General features: G+C 55.6%; 11 protein-coding genes. 8 read left to right on the top strand and 3 right to left on the bottom strand.

Going from position 1 to position 14,445, the window contains the following annotated elements; all coding sequences use genetic code 11:
• The first annotated feature begins 40 nt into the window (after positions 1-40).
• The 5 genes from rlmD (at position 41) to eno (ending at position 7,723) form a co-directional block, all read left to right on the top strand.
• Positions 41-1,339, top strand: a complete 1,299-nt coding sequence (rlmD, locus tag SK50_RS19690) for a 23S rRNA (uracil(1939)-C(5))-methyltransferase RlmD (RefSeq protein WP_048229846.1) — start codon at positions 41-43, stop codon at positions 1,337-1,339.
• A 51-nt stretch (positions 1,340-1,390) separates the two neighbouring features.
• A complete protein-coding gene (gene relA, locus SK50_RS19685; RefSeq protein WP_048229845.1) occupies positions 1,391-3,622 on the top strand; it encodes a GTP diphosphokinase in 2,232 nt (743 codons plus the stop codon).
• Positions 3,623-3,689: 67 nt separating this feature from the next.
• Entirely contained in the window at positions 3,690-4,481 is a 792-nt protein-coding gene (mazG, locus tag SK50_RS19680) for a nucleoside triphosphate pyrophosphohydrolase (RefSeq protein ID WP_017382826.1), read from the top strand.
• A 223-nt stretch (positions 4,482-4,704) separates the two neighbouring features.
• Positions 4,705-6,342 carry a glutamine hydrolyzing CTP synthase gene (gene pyrG / locus SK50_RS19675; RefSeq protein WP_003862718.1) on the top strand — a complete coding sequence of 546 codons (1,638 nt, stop codon included), beginning with the start codon at positions 4,705-4,707 and terminating at the stop codon, positions 6,340-6,342.
• Positions 6,343-6,424: 82 nt separating this feature from the next.
• The gene (eno, locus tag SK50_RS19670; protein WP_006811784.1) at positions 6,425-7,723 is read left to right on the top strand and encodes a phosphopyruvate hydratase; all 1,299 of its coding nucleotides are present in this window, start codon (positions 6,425-6,427) and stop codon (positions 7,721-7,723) included.
• Positions 7,724-7,775: 52 nt separating this feature from the next.
• On the opposite strand, the gene SK50_RS19665 is transcribed toward eno, so the two are convergent.
• Positions 7,776-8,600: a MurR/RpiR family transcriptional regulator gene (locus tag SK50_RS19665; RefSeq protein WP_015571725.1), complete on the bottom strand. Its 825-nt coding sequence runs from the start codon at positions 8,598-8,600 to the stop codon at positions 7,776-7,778.
• 166 nt (positions 8,601-8,766) lie between these two features.
• Between SK50_RS19665 and SK50_RS19660 the strand changes: the two genes are divergently transcribed.
• From SK50_RS19660 to queE, 3 genes are read left to right on the top strand one after another with little or no spacing between them, the layout of a single operon-like run.
• Complete coding sequence (locus tag SK50_RS19660; RefSeq protein ID WP_023304337.1) at positions 8,767-10,326, top strand: maltose/glucose-specific PTS transporter subunit IIC; 1,560 nt, start codon at positions 8,767-8,769, stop codon at positions 10,324-10,326.
• A complete protein-coding gene (locus tag SK50_RS19655) occupies positions 10,326-11,033 on the top strand; it encodes an N-acetylmannosamine-6-phosphate 2-epimerase (protein ID WP_023304336.1) in 708 nt (235 codons plus the stop codon). The genes SK50_RS19660 and SK50_RS19655 overlap by 1 nt, the downstream gene beginning before the upstream one ends.
• Before the next feature lie 54 nt (positions 11,034-11,087).
• Positions 11,088-11,759, top strand: coding sequence for a 7-carboxy-7-deazaguanine synthase QueE (gene queE / locus SK50_RS19650; protein WP_006811780.1), 672 nt, complete (start codon positions 11,088-11,090; stop codon positions 11,757-11,759).
• Positions 11,760-11,776: 17 nt separating this feature from the next.
• On the opposite strand, the gene SK50_RS19645 is transcribed toward queE, so the two are convergent.
• Together SK50_RS19645 and SK50_RS19640 are read right to left on the bottom strand one after the other, a co-directional pair.
• On the bottom strand, positions 11,777-13,174 hold the full coding sequence (locus tag SK50_RS19645) for an MFS transporter (protein WP_045344492.1): 1,398 nt from the start codon (positions 13,172-13,174) through the stop codon (positions 11,777-11,779).
• A 27-nt stretch (positions 13,175-13,201) separates the two neighbouring features.
• The gene (locus tag SK50_RS19640; protein WP_023304334.1) at positions 13,202-14,371 is read right to left on the bottom strand and encodes a M20 aminoacylase family protein; all 1,170 of its coding nucleotides are present in this window, start codon (positions 14,369-14,371) and stop codon (positions 13,202-13,204) included.
• Between the last annotated feature and the right edge of the window lie 74 nt (positions 14,372-14,445).

Below are 14,445 nucleotides of genomic sequence, written 5' to 3'. Positions count from 1 at the left end.
CAATCAGGCTAATTATGTTTATTTGAGAACAATCTCGGCGATGGCGCAATTCTACTCTGCAAAACGACGCGTGACGACGCGTCAGATCATAACTGTTGAAGCCACGGACCTCGATCCTTTTGGACAGGGGGTGGCGCGTCACAAGGGTAAGACACTGTTTATCACAGGTTTGCTGCCAGGAGAACGCGCAGATATTACGCTGACGGAAGACAAACGTCAGTATGCGCGCGGTCAGGTCAAGCGCCGTCTTAAGGATAGCCCGGAGCGCGTGACGCCTCGCTGCCCCCATTTTGGCGTCTGCGGCGGCTGCCAGCAACAGCATGCCAGCACAGAATTACAGCAAAAAAGTAAAAGCAGCGCGCTGGCCCGCTTGGTCGGACACGACGTGAATGACATCATTGCCGATCGGCCCTGGGGCTACCGTCGCCGCGCTCGCCTGAGCCTCAGCTACCAGCCCAAAACCGAGCGGCTGGAGATGGGTTTTCGCAAAGCTGGCTCCAGCGATATCGTCTCTGTCACGCAGTGCCCTGTTTTGGCGCCCCATCTTGGGGCGTTGCTCCCGGACGTGCACCACTGTCTTGCATCGCTGGATGGCGTGCGTTCGCTGGGCCATGTCGAACTGGTGCTGGCCAACAGTGGCCCGCTGATGGTGCTGCGCCACACCGCGCCGCTGTCAAAGGCGGATCGCGAAAAACTGGAACGCTTTTCGCATTCTCATGAGCTTGCGCTTTTCCTCGCGCCGCAAAGCGAGATACTTGAGCAGGTCAGCGGAGAAGCGCCCTGGTATGCGTCAGACGGGCTACGCTTAACGTTCAGCCCGCGGGATTTTATCCAGGTTAACGACGGCGTGAACCAGCAGATGGTAGCGAACGCGCTGGCGTGGCTGGACGTACAACCCACCGATCGGGTGCTCGATCTGTTCTGCGGCATGGGGAACTTTACCCTGCCGCTGGCGCGCAGAGCAGCCAGCGTGGTCGGGGTGGAAGGCGTTGAGGCGCTGGTGGCGAAAGGCCAGGAGAACGCCCAACAGAACGGTTTGCAAAATGTGACATTCTTTCATCAAAATCTTGAGGATGATGTCACTCGGCACCCGTGGGCTAAGCAGGGCTTTGATAAGATCCTGCTCGATCCGGCGCGCGCAGGTGCGCCGGGCGTGATGCAGCATATAATTAAACTCGCGCCTGAACGCGTGGTCTATGTTTCCTGTAACCCGGCGACGCTTGCCCGTGACAGCGAAGCATTATTGAGCGGGGGTTACCAGATTCGGCGTCTGGCAATGCTGGACATGTTCCCGCACACTGGTCATCTGGAATCGATGGTGTTGTTCGAGCACATCTAATGAGTTTGGCTTGTCGACTTCGACAGGCCCTTGTCCCTAAAGGAGAGGACGATGGTTGCGGTAAGAAGTGCACATTTAAATAAAGCTGGTGAGTTTGACCCTCAAAAATGGATCGCAAGTCTGGGGATTTCCAGCCAGCAGTCGTGTGAACGCTTAACCGAAACCTGGGCCTATTGTTTACGCACAACGCAGGGGCATCCGGACGCTGAACTGCTGTTGTGGCGCGGCGTGGAGATGGTTGAAATTCTCTCCATGCTGAACATGGACATCGAAACGCTACAGGCCGCACTGCTGTTCCCCCTGGCGGACGCCGACGTGGTGACGGAAGACGTCCTGCGTGAAAGCGTCGGCCAGTCCGTCGTGGCGCTTATCCACGGCGTGCGTGACATGGCAGCCATTCGTCAGCTTAAAGCCGCGCAAACGGACTCTGTCTCTTCCGAGCAGGTGGATAACGTCCGTCGCATGCTGCTGGCGATGGTAGATGATTTCCGCTGTGTGGTTATCAAGCTGGCCGAACGGGTTGCCCATCTGCGTGAAGTGAAGGATGCGCCGGAAGACGAGCGCGTCCTGGCCGCTAAAGAGTGTACGAATATCTATGCGCCGCTGGCGAACCGTCTCGGTATCGGGCAACTGAAGTGGGAGCTGGAAGATTACTGCTTCCGCTATCTGCATCCGGCGGAATACAAACGCATTGCAAAATTGCTGCACGAACGCCGCATTGACCGCGAGCACTATATCGAGGAATTTGTCAGCGGGCTGCGCCAGTCGATGAAAGAGGAGAATGTGCGCGCCGAGGTCTACGGGCGTCCAAAGCACATCTACAGCATCTGGCGCAAAATGCAGAAGAAACATCTCGCCTTTGACGAGCTGTTTGACGTGCGCGCCGTACGTATCGTGGCGGAGCGTCTCCAGGACTGCTATGCCGCGCTGGGGATAGTGCATACTCACTTCCGCCATCTGCCGGATGAGTTTGATGACTACGTCGCCAACCCCAAACCAAACGGCTATCAGTCTATTCATACCGTGGTGCTCGGCCCTGGCGGCAAAACGGTGGAAATTCAGATCCGTACCAAACAGATGCACGAAGACGCCGAGCTGGGCGTGGCGGCGCACTGGAAATACAAAGAGGGTACCTCCGGCGGCGGTCGCTCCGGTCACGAGGACCGTATCGCCTGGCTGCGTAAGCTGATTGCGTGGCAGGAAGAGATGGCCGACTCCGGCGAAATGCTCGACGAAGTGCGCAGTCAGGTCTTCGACGATCGCGTCTACGTCTTTACCCCGAAAGGGGATGTTGTTGATTTGCCGGCAGGCTCCACGCCGCTCGATTTCGCCTACCACATCCACAGCGATGTGGGGCACCGTTGCATCGGGGCGAAGATCGGCGGACGTATCGTACCGTTTACCTACCAGCTCCAGATGGGCGATCAGATTGAAATCATCACCCAGAAGCAGCCAAACCCAAGCCGCGACTGGCTGAATCCGAACCTCGGTTACGTTACCACCAGCCGTGGGCGCTCTAAAATCCACGCCTGGTTCCGCAAGCAGGATCGTGACAAGAACATCCTTGCCGGTCGTCAGATCCTGGACGACGAGCTGGAACATATCGGGATAAGCCTGAAAGAGGCGGAGAAGTTCCTGCTGCCACGCTACAACTTCAACGAGCTCGACGAACTGTTAGCGGCGATTGGTGGCGGCGATATCCGCCTGAACCAGATGGTGAACTTCCTGCAAGCGCAGTTCAACAAGCCAAGCGCAGCGGAGCAGGATGCGGCGGCGCTGAAACAGCTCCAGCAGAAAACCTACGCTCCGCAGCAGCGCAGCAAGGACAATGGCCGCGTGGTGGTTGAAGGGGTGGGTAACCTCATGCACCATATTGCCCGCTGCTGCCAGCCGATCCCGGGAGACGATATTGTCGGCTTTATCACCCAGGGGCGCGGGATCTCGATTCACCGCTCCGACTGCGATCAGCTTGCAGAGCTGCAATCGCATGCGCCGGAACGTATCGTGGAAGCCGTCTGGGGGGAGAGCTACTCGGCGGGTTACTCGCTGGTGGTGCGCGTCACTTCCAACGACCGCAGCGGCCTGCTGCGCGACATCACCACCATTCTCGCCAACGAAAAGGTCAACGTGCTGGGCGTTGCCAGCCGCAGCGATACCCGCGAGCAGCTTGCCACCATCGATATGACTATCGAAATCTATAACCTTCAGGTGCTGGGCCGCGTACTCGGCAAACTGAACCAGGTGCCGGATGTGATTGACGCGCGTCGTCTGCACGGCGGCTAAACATCCTCTTCTGTAGGCCGGGTAAGGCAACGCCGCCACCCGGCTCAGGCATTTAATGGAATCTGTTATGACTCAAATCGACCGCCTGCTTGGCATCATGAAACGTCTGCGCGATCCGGAAAACGGCTGCCCGTGGGATAAAGAGCAGACTTTCGCCACCATTGCGCCTTACACGCTGGAAGAGACCTACGAAGTGCTGGACGCGATTTCGCGCGAAGATTTCGACGACCTGCGCGGTGAGCTGGGCGACCTGCTGTTCCAGGTTGTGTTCTACGCGCAGATGGCGCAGGAAGAGGGGCGCTTTAACTTTGACGATATCTGCGCCGCTATCAGCGACAAGCTGGAGCGTCGTCATCCGCATATTTTTGGCGATGCCTCCGCAGGCAACAGTGCGGAAGTGCTGGCGCGCTGGGAGCAGATAAAAAGCGCCGAACGCGCTGAAAAATCCCAGCACTCGGCGCTGGACGACATTCCCCTGAACCTTCCCGCGCTGATGCGCGCGCACAAAATTCAAAAGCGCTGCTCGGCGGTAGGGTTTGACTGGAACTCTCTCGGCCCGGTGCTGGAAAAAGTGCACGAAGAGATCGACGAAGTGATGCATGAAGCGCAGCAGGCCGTTGTGGATGAAGCAAAGCTGGAAGAGGAGATGGGCGATCTGCTGTTTGCGACCGTCAACCTTTCGCGCCACCTCGGTGTAAAAGCGGAAACCGCCCTGCAAAAAGCGAACATTAAATTCGAACGACGCTTTCGCGAAGTTGAGCGGATTGTGGCCTCGCGCGGCCTGGAAATGAGCGGGATTGACCTCGACGCGATGGAAGAAGTCTGGCAGGAAGTAAAACGCCAGGAACATGATCTCTAACGAGATTTTGCGATCAAGCGCAATTTGTGTGATTTTTTAAATGACAAGCGCTTGATTTGCGTCAAAAACATTTACCCAAAAGGGGCTATTTTCTCACTCCTTATGTTTGTCATGGCCTGGAGTGGAGACGGAGAATGAAAGTTTGTGGCGCTCGTCGTGTTCGGGTATACTACTTTCCCGTCCTGGTTATTCCATCGTTTCACCCTAACTTCTCAGGTTCAGCATGACAACGAACTATATTTTTGTGACCGGCGGGGTCGTATCCTCTCTGGGTAAAGGCATTGCCGCAGCCTCCCTCGCAGCCATTCTTGAAGCCCGTGGCCTCAATGTGACCATGATGAAACTGGATCCGTACATCAACGTCGATCCTGGCACCATGAGCCCAACCCAACACGGGGAAGTGTTCGTTACTGAAGACGGCGCTGAAACCGATCTGGATCTTGGCCACTACGAGCGTTTCATCCGTACCAAAATGACCCGTCGTAACAACTTTACGACTGGCCGTATCTACTCTGACGTTCTGCGTAAAGAGCGCCGTGGTGACTACCTGGGCGCGACCGTGCAGGTCATCCCACACATCACTAACGCCATCAAAGAACGTGTCCTTGCCGGTGGCGAAGGGCATGACGTTGTGCTGGTTGAAATCGGCGGTACCGTAGGGGATATCGAATCCCTGCCGTTCCTCGAAGCGATTCGTCAGCTGGCGGTAGATATTGGTCGTGAGCACGCGCTGTTCATGCACCTGACGCTGGTGCCTTACATGGCAGCAGCAGGTGAAGTGAAAACCAAACCGACTCAGCACTCTGTTAAAGAGTTGCTCTCCATCGGTATTCAGCCTGACATCCTGGTTTGCCGTTCCGATCGCGCGATTCCGGCGAACGAACGCGCGAAAATTGCATTGTTCTGTAACGTGCCTGAAAAAGCCGTTATTTCAATGAAAGATGTCGATTCCATTTATAAAATCCCGGGCCTGTTGAAATCACAGGGGCTGGACGATTATATTTGTAAACGATTCAGCTTGAACTGTCCGGAAGCTAACCTGTCTGAATGGGAGCAGGTGATTTACGAAGAAGCCAATCCGGGCGGCGAAGTGACTATCGGTATGGTCGGCAAGTACATCGAACTGCCGGATGCCTACAAGTCAGTTATCGAAGCGCTGAAACACGGTGGTCTGAAGAATCGCGTCTCTGTGAACATCAAGCTGATTGATTCACAGGATGTAGAGACGCGCGGCGTTGAAATTCTTAAAGATCTGGATGCTATCCTCATCCCTGGCGGCTTCGGCTACCGTGGTGTTGAAGGCAAGATCGCCACTGCACGCTATGCGCGTGAAAACAATATTCCATACCTCGGTATCTGCCTGGGTATGCAGGTTGCGCTGATTGAATTTGCGCGCAACGTAGCGGGAATGGAAAACGCGAACTCTACGGAATTTGTGCCAGACTGTAAGTACCCTGTTGTGGCGCTGATTACGGAATGGCGCGACGAAGACGGTAACGTCGAAGTCCGTACCGAGAAGAGCGATCTGGGTGGCACCATGCGTCTTGGCGCACAGGCCTGCCAGCTGTCCGACGATAGCGTGGTACGCAAGCTGTACGGCGAGCCGGTCATCACCGAACGCCATCGTCACCGCTATGAAGTCAACAACATGTTGTTGAAACAAATTGAAGCTGCGGGTCTGCGTGTTGCGGGCCGTTCCGGGGATGATCAGTTAGTCGAGATCATCGAAGTGCCTAACCATCCGTGGTTCGTGGCCTGCCAATTCCACCCGGAATTTACTTCAACGCCGCGTGACGGGCATCCGCTGTTTGCAGGCTTCGTGAAAGCCGCCAGCGAGTACCAGAAGCGTCAGGCGAAGTAAAAAAAGTTAGAACGGCAACGCGTACCTTTGGTACGCGTTGTTTGTCTGGAGTTTTAGTTTAACTTGTACTGAGGAAAATCTAATGTCCAAAATCGTTAAAGTCATCGGTCGTGAAATCATCGACTCCCGTGGTAACCCGACCGTTGAAGCTGAAGTTCATCTGGAAGGTGGTTTCGTCGGTATGGCAGCGGCTCCATCAGGTGCTTCTACAGGTTCCCGCGAAGCGCTGGAACTGCGTGATGGCGACAAATCCCGTTTCATGGGCAAAGGCGTACTGAAAGCGGTTGGCGCTGTTAACGGTCCTATTGCTCAGGCTATCGTTGGCAAAGATGCTAAAGATCAGGCTGGCATCGACAAGATCATGATCGATCTGGACGGTACTGAAAACAAATCTAACTTCGGTGCGAACGCAATCCTGGCCGTTTCCCTGGCGAACGCCAAAGCGGCAGCGGCAGCTAAAGGCATGCCACTGTTCGAGCACATCGCTGAACTGAACGGCACCCCAGGCAAATACTCCATGCCTGTACCAATGATGAACATCATCAACGGTGGTGAGCACGCAGACAACAACGTTGATATTCAGGAATTCATGATTCAGCCAGTTGGCGCGAAAACCCTGAAAGAAGCGGTACGTATGGGTTCTGAAGTGTTCCACAACCTGGCTAAAGTTCTGAAAGCTAAAGGCATGAACACGGCTGTTGGTGACGAAGGCGGCTACGCGCCAAACCTGGGTTCTAACGCAGAAGCACTGGCTGTTATCGCTGAAGCGGTTAAAGCAGCAGGCTACGAGCTGGGCAAAGACATCACCCTGGCGATGGACTGCGCAGCATCTGAATTCTACAAAGACGGTAAATACGTTCTGGCTGGCGAAGGCAACAAAGCGTTCACCTCCGAAGAGTTCACCCACTTCCTGGAAGACCTGACCAAACAGTACCCAATCGTGTCTATCGAAGACGGTCTGGACGAGTCTGACTGGGATGGTTTCGCATACCAGACCAAAGTACTGGGCGACAAAATCCAGCTGGTTGGTGACGATCTGTTCGTAACCAACACCAAGATCCTGAAAGAAGGCATCGAGAAAGGCATCGTTAACTCCATCCTGATCAAATTCAACCAGATCGGTTCTCTGACCGAAACGCTGGCTGCGATCAAAATGGCGAAAGACGCTGGCTACACCGCGGTTATCTCTCACCGTTCTGGCGAAACTGAAGACGCTACCATCGCTGACCTGGCTGTGGGTACCGCTGCTGGCCAGATCAAAACCGGTTCTATGAGCCGTTCTGACCGTGTTGCTAAATACAACCAGCTGATTCGTATCGAAGAAGCGCTGGGCGAAAAAGCACCTTACAACGGTCGTAAAGAGATCAAAGGCCAGGCATAAGCCTGAATCTTCGTTCTTATGAAAAAACCCGCTTCGGCGGGTTTTTTGTTTTCTATAGCAGAAGCGGCAACGTGGCGCTTGCCGTTTGCTGGCTAACGTCACCGTAATGGCTGTCTACTGCAATAAGGGAAGTGGTTAGCAGTTCAACCAGCAGCATCACGCCAACCTTGGCATTGAGCGCACCCGCGCTCAGCGGTCCCTCGGGCTTGGCTGCAACCAGCTGTAAATCGCTCAGGGAGGCCAGCGGGCTGCGGGGCGTATTGCTGAGCGCCAGTACCTTAACGCCGCGCTTGCGGGCGAGTTTCACCACGTGAAGCAGATCCCGTGTAGAGCCGGAACTTGATATGGCTACCACCAGCGTCTCTTTCGAGAGCGTCGTCGCATTCATGGCGGCGCGATGCATATCGCTAAACAGCTGTGCAGGTTTGCCGAGTCGCAGCAGCTTGTAATGCAAATACTCCCCCAGAATTGCGCTGGCCGCCACCCCGTAAATTTGCACTGACTGCGCCTGATGCAGGGCCAGTGTCGCCTGTTCAAGCTGGGCCCGGTCGAGGAGTTTTGCGGTATCTTGCAGCGCCTGGACAGACTCATCCACCACGTTATCTATCGCATCTCCTGCCTGACGCTCCGGCAAACCCTGCTGAATATCCAGCGCAAGCGCCATTTTAAATTCGTTATATCCCTTACAGCCCAGCGTGCGGCAAAGGCGTGTGACGCTGGCCTCGCTGGTGCCGCTTTCACGCGCCAGCTCGGTGATCGTCAGGTAGAGCACCCTGGCAGGATCGTTGAGGACAAACTCCCCCAGTTTTTGTTGCGTTGGGCTGTACCCGGAAGCCTCCTGGCGTAGCTTCAGCAGCAGGTTTTCATGGTCCGACATGCTAGATCCTTAATGCGTTTCTCTGCCAACTAGTGTGGCGGAAAGCGGGGGAGAGATGCCAGTCATTTCGAAAAAGTATGATCGGCGTCCTGGTTTTTGGTGGTAATTTTCACAATTAAAAATATATGTGGTAAAAATTTTCATCAATAACCAGGGGGATAAAAAAATGATGCAAATGTTCAGCGGAGCGTCTTCCGGCGGATGGTTTGAAAAAGCGCAGCGCTTTGGCAAATCCTTTATGTTACCCATCGCCATACTGCCCGCAGCAGGTCTGTTGCTGGGGATTGGCGGGGCGCTATCGAATCCGAATACGCTTACCGCGTATCCATTTTTAGACGTTGGCTGGCTACAGGCCATCTTTACCATCATGAGCAGCGCAGGCTCGATTGTGTTTGCAAACCTGTCGGTACTGTTTGCTGTTGGGGTCGCCGTTGGGCTGGCGAAAAATGATAAAGGCACGGCAGGGCTGGCGGCGTTGCTCGCTTATCTGGTGATGAATGCCACTATCAATGCGCTGCTGATCCTGACCGGAAAACTGGCGCATGACAACCCGGGCGCCGTAGGGCAGGGCATGACGCTGGGTATTCAGACGCTTGAAACGGGCGTATTTGGTGGGGTAGTTATTGGGCTGGTGACCTGCGCACTGCATCATCGATTTAATAAAATCGCGCTTCCGCAATTCCTGGGCTTTTTTGGCGGCTCACGCTTCGTTCCCATTATCAGCTCACTGGCAGCGATACTCGTCGGCGCGCTGATGACCGTGGTCTGGCCGCATTTCCAGAAGCTGATCTTTGGCCTCGGCGGGCTGGTGGATGCCACCGGCTATCTGGGGACGTTGCTGTACGGCTTCATCCTGCGCATGCTTGGCCCGTTTGGTCTGCACCACATTTTCTATCTTCCGTTCTGGACCACCGCGCTTGGCGGCAGTGAAATTGTTAACGGTCACCTGGTTGAGGGCACGCAGCGGATCTTCTTCGCCCAGCTCGCCGACCCGAACACGCAGCATTTCTATGAGGGCACGTCGCGCTTCATGTCCGGGCGCTTTATTACCATGATGTTTGGTCTGCTCGGCGCCTGCCTTGCGATGTACCACACGGCCAGGCCGGAGAACAAAAAGCGGGTTGCCGGGCTGCTGCTCTCTGCGGCATTAACCTCATTCCTGACGGGAATTACCGAGCCCATAGAGTTCTCATTCCTGTTTATTGCCCCGGTGCTGTACGTCATTCATGCGCTGTTCGACGGGCTGGCGTTCATGCTCGCGCACATGCTGCACATCACCATCGGACAAACATTCTCCGGCGGGTTTATTGATTTCGTGCTGTTCGGCATTTTGCAGGGTGAAGCGAAAACTAACTGGATGTTCGTCCCGCTGGTGGGCGTACCGTGGTTCTTCCTTTACTACTGTACCTTCCGTTATCTGATCAAACGTTTTGATTTTGCCACGCCGGGCCGTGAAAAGGAGGCGTTGGCTGACGAGGCTACCCTGCCGCAAAGCGAGCGCGCCGCGGCGGTGATCGCCGGGCTGGGAGGAAAAGACAATCTGGATGACGTTGACTGCTGCGCCACGCGCCTTCGCGTCACGGTGAAAGACGGTAGCAAAGTCAATGAATCTGCACTGAAAGCGACCGGCGCCCGCGGCGTAATCGTCCGCGGCAACGGTGTCCAGGTCATCTATGGACCGCACGTCACCATTATCAAAAACGAAGTAGAAGAGATCTTATCGTAATGAAAACTGTACTGGATAACCTGAAAGGAAAACTGGTCGTCTCCTGCCAGGCGCTGGAAAACGAACCGCTGCACAGCCCGTTTATTATGTCGCGAATGGCGCTGGCGGCGGCCCAGGGCGGTGCCGCTGCGATCCGCGCCAATAGCGTGGTGGATATTGAGGCTATCAAAGGGCTGGTCTCACTGCCGGTAATCGGCATCATCAAACGAGACTATCCGGACAGCGAGGTGTTCATCACCGCAACGCTCAAAGAAGTGGATGAGTTGATGGCGGTCGGCCCGGAGATCGTTGCGCTGGATGCGACCGCCCGGAAACGGCCCGGTGGCGGATCGCTGGACATGCTGATCGCGCAGATCCGCACCCGTTACCCTTCGCTGCTGCTGATGGCGGATATTGCCACCGTGCAGGAGGCCGTGGCCGCGCAGGCGCTGGGGTTTGATTGCGTCGGAACCACCCTTTACGGTTATACGGCGGAGACTGCGGGCCATTCGCTACCGGAAAATGACTGCGCGTTTTTGAAAGAGGTGCTGTCTGCCGTCACGATCCCCGTGATTGCTGAAGGTAACGTGGATACGCCTGAACGCGCGGCCAGGTGTCTGGCGCTGGGGGGGCACACGGTTGTCGTCGGCGGGGCGATCACCCGACCACAGCAAATTACGGAACGGTTTATGGCGGCAATTGGCGCGCAAAGCACCGATGGAGCATGATCATCTGACGGGGATCTGCGATACTTATCGTTTATCCCCTTAACAGAGTTGACTATGCAGTACCCGATTAACGAGATGTTCCAGACCCTGCAAGGCGAGGGTTACTTTACCGGCGTTCCCGCTATCTTTATTCGTTTACAGGGATGCCCGGTTGGCTGCGCCTGGTGTGATACCAAACATACGTGGGATAAGCTCGCAGATCGGGAAGTGTCGCTGTTCAGCATTCTGGCGAAAACCAAAGAGAGCGATAAATGGGGCGCGGGCAGCGCGGAAGATCTGCTTGCCATTATTGGTCGTCAGGGCTGGACGGCGCGGCATGTGGTGATCACCGGCGGGGAACCCTGCATTCACGATCTGATGCCGCTCACCGAACTGCTCGAGAAGAACGGCTATAGCTGTCAGATCGAAACCAGCGGCACCCATGAAGTGCGCTGCTCCCATTCAACGTGGGTCACGGTTTCACCAAAAGTGAATATGCGCGGCGGGTATGACGTACTGTCGCAGGCGCTTGAGCGTGCTGATGAGATCAAACATCCGGTGGGGCGCGTGCGTGACATCGAAGCGCTGGATGAACTGCTGGCGACGCTGACGGACGAAAAGCAGCGCGTGATCGCGCTACAGCCTATCAGCCAGAAAGACGATGCGACCCGTCTGTGCATTGAAACCTGTATCGCCCGCAACTGGCGGCTGTCGATGCAGACGCACAAATATCTGAACATTGCCTGATACTTTTGTGGCCCCGCTTAACGCGGGGCTTTTGTTGTTGGCAGTAAAGCCCAGGTCACGACTGCCGACCCAAGGCAAATCGCACTGTTGAAAAGCAAGGCATACTGCGCGGCACTGGCCGTTCCCATCGGCAGCCATAGCGCGTACAGCGATGCGGTGACCGCGATACCCATTGCGCCGCCCAGGGAACTGCCCATCTTATAGATCCCAGAAGCCACCCCCACTTTGTTTTCAGGGGCATTCATTACCGCCGTGTCCGTTGAGGGCGTGGCGTAACATCCGAGCCCCAGCCCAAATAAAATATTGCTCAGAAAAACGGTAACAATGTAGACCTCTTTGCTTAAGAAGGTGGATGAAATCAGCGAAATACCTGTTGCGGTCAGCAGCGGGCCGGTCATCATCGGCAGCCTGGCGCCATAGCGCTGAAGCAGTTTTTCACCCACCCGGATCATCGCCAGTACGGTAACCAGATACCCCAGCGTCATCATGCCGGTCTGTAGCGGTGACAGATGATGGCCCTGCTGCAACCAGATGCTGGCGATCATCATGGTGCCAATGCAGCCGTTGAGCAGGAAATTTGAGAATACCGAGGCGCTATAGGCCCGGTTTTTAAACAGGGCGAAATCGATCAGCGCCGCATCGCCTTTCCGCCGCCCGGTAACGATAAAGCACATCAGTGCAATCACGGCTCCACACAGTACAAGAAGCGATAAACTGCTGCTCCAGCCCCAGCTGTGTCCTTTGCTGATAAACAGATTGAACAGCACCAGCATAAGGACAAAACTCACCAGGCCGCTGATATCCAGTTTGTGTCGACACGCATCAGGGCTGCGGCTTTCCGGCGTGGCGCGGATAAGCAATAGCGCGACCAGAGCCACCACCATCGACAGAATAAAAATCCAGCGCCAGCCCAGCGTGGTGGCGATGGCGCCTCCCACAAACGAGCTCAGGCCACTCCCGCCCCATGAACCGATAACCCAGAAACTAATTGCGCGCTGGCGTGCTTTACCTTCATACCAGGTTTTAATCAGCGCCAGCGTGGCGGGCATAATGCAGGCCGCTGATAGCCCCTGTATCGCTCGTCCCAACAGAAACAGGACGGGCTCCCATGAAATGAACAGCAGACCACTCCCGATCATGCTCAGGATCAGGCCAATCATGGTCAGGCGCATGCGCCCATACTTATCGGCAAACCCACCGCAGGCGACGACAAAACAGCCGCTGAACAACGCGCTCAGGCTGACGGCCAGCGTAAGGGTTTCGAGGGCAATATCGAGGCTATTCTGCATGGCCGGAACCACGTTGATAACCGACTGGGCAAACAGCCAGAATGTCAGAACGCTCATGACGATACCCGCCAGCAGCCGATCGTTACCGGCGTAGGCGGATGCGCCTGTCAGGGAAACGGTACTCATAGTGCAGCCCTCCCGGGAAGGTGCGAATCAGCGCAGATAGTGTTCGGTCAGTGCGGCCCACAGCGCCGCGCCGGTGAGGAGAATGTTGTCGTTAAAGTCGTAGCCCGGGTTATGTACCATGCAGCGGTCAGGCTCATCCCCGGCGCCAAGCGTGAAATAGCATCCATTGGGATTTTTCTCGAGCATGAAAGCAAAGTCCTCGCTGCCCATAAACGCATTGACCTCCGCGACGGCATCCTGACCGAACAGATCGGTGGCGACGCTGCGCACCATCTCGTTGGCTTGCGGATTGTTTTTCAGCACCGGGCTGCCGTTAATGTGTCGAATGGTGGCCGTCGCATTGAAACTTTCCGCCTGTGCAACGGCGATATCATGGATACGCTGTAGCACGGTTTGCCGCACGCTTTCATCCAGCGTGCGCACGGTAAGTTTCATCAATACTTTGTCGTTGATAATGTTAGGGGCGTGCCCGGCCTGAATGCTGCCTACGGTAACGACGGCTGGCTGGAAGGGGGTAATGTTGCGCGAAACAATGGACTGCAACGCGATAGTGATATGACAGGCAACCAGGGTGGCGTCAACGGTATGTTCTGGCACCGCGCCGTGACCACCCACGCCGTTAACCTCAATATGAAGGGTGTCGGAAGAGGCCATCATGGCGCCATCGCGCAGACCAATTTTTCCGAGGGGCTGTGACGGCATATTGTGTAGACCAAAGATGTGGTCGCAGGGGAACAGGTCAAACAAACCGTCCTCTACCATAACGCGTCCGCCATACAGAAGTTCTTCCGCGGGCTGAAAAATAAGGTGCAGCGTGCCGTTAAAATTGCGGGTGCGTGCCAGGTACTCCGCTGCATACAGGAGCGTTGTGGTGTGGCCGTCATGACCGCAGCCGTGGAATTTACCCTCAACGGTACTGCTCCACGCCTTGCCGTTGTTTTCCTGCATTGGCAGCGCATCCATATCGGCGCGCAGGCCCAGGCGTTTATGCCCGTTACCCACCTTCAGTGTGCCGACCACACCGGTTTTCGCCAGGCCGCGATGAACCTCATATCCCCATTCCTGAAGCAGCGCTGCAACGCGATCGCTCGTGTTGTGCTCCTCAAAACCAATTTCAGGATGCTGATGAAAATAGTGACGTAATTCAGTGAACCGGGCTTCGTTGCCACGCAGAGCTTCGATAATTGGATGTGTCATTTTTGTTATCCTTTTTCTGCCAAACGATGATAATTTCGAGTCTATGACGATCGTCCCGCCTGAAAATGCATTTT

The organism is Enterobacter sp. BWH64 (assembly GCF_001037645.1).
Lineage (GTDB): Bacteria > Pseudomonadota > Gammaproteobacteria > Enterobacterales > Enterobacteriaceae > Enterobacter > Enterobacter hormaechei_C.
Note: the sequence above shows the minus strand (reverse complement) of the source record. Positions and strands in the feature narration are given on the sequence as shown.

Coding starts and splice junctions, on each gene's coding strand:
- rlmD (WP_048229846.1), top strand. CDS start 41: ATGGCGCAATTCTACTCTGCAAAACGACGCGTGACGACGCGTCAGATC.
- relA (WP_048229845.1), top strand. CDS start 1,391: ATGGTTGCGGTAAGAAGTGCACATTTAAATAAAGCTGGTGAGTTTGAC.
- mazG (WP_017382826.1), top strand. CDS start 3,690: ATGACTCAAATCGACCGCCTGCTTGGCATCATGAAACGTCTGCGCGAT.
- pyrG (WP_003862718.1), top strand. CDS start 4,705: ATGACAACGAACTATATTTTTGTGACCGGCGGGGTCGTATCCTCTCTG.
- eno (WP_006811784.1), top strand. CDS start 6,425: ATGTCCAAAATCGTTAAAGTCATCGGTCGTGAAATCATCGACTCCCGT.
- SK50_RS19665 (WP_015571725.1), bottom strand. CDS start 8,600: ATGTCGGACCATGAAAACCTGCTGCTGAAGCTACGCCAGGAGGCTTCC.
- SK50_RS19660 (WP_023304337.1), top strand. CDS start 8,767: ATGATGCAAATGTTCAGCGGAGCGTCTTCCGGCGGATGGTTTGAAAAA.
- SK50_RS19655 (WP_023304336.1), top strand. CDS start 10,326: ATGAAAACTGTACTGGATAACCTGAAAGGAAAACTGGTCGTCTCCTGC.
- queE (WP_006811780.1), top strand. CDS start 11,088: ATGCAGTACCCGATTAACGAGATGTTCCAGACCCTGCAAGGCGAGGGT.
- SK50_RS19645 (WP_045344492.1), bottom strand. CDS start 13,174: ATGAGTACCGTTTCCCTGACAGGCGCATCCGCCTACGCCGGTAACGAT.
- SK50_RS19640 (WP_023304334.1), bottom strand. CDS start 14,371: ATGACACATCCAATTATCGAAGCTCTGCGTGGCAACGAAGCCCGGTTC.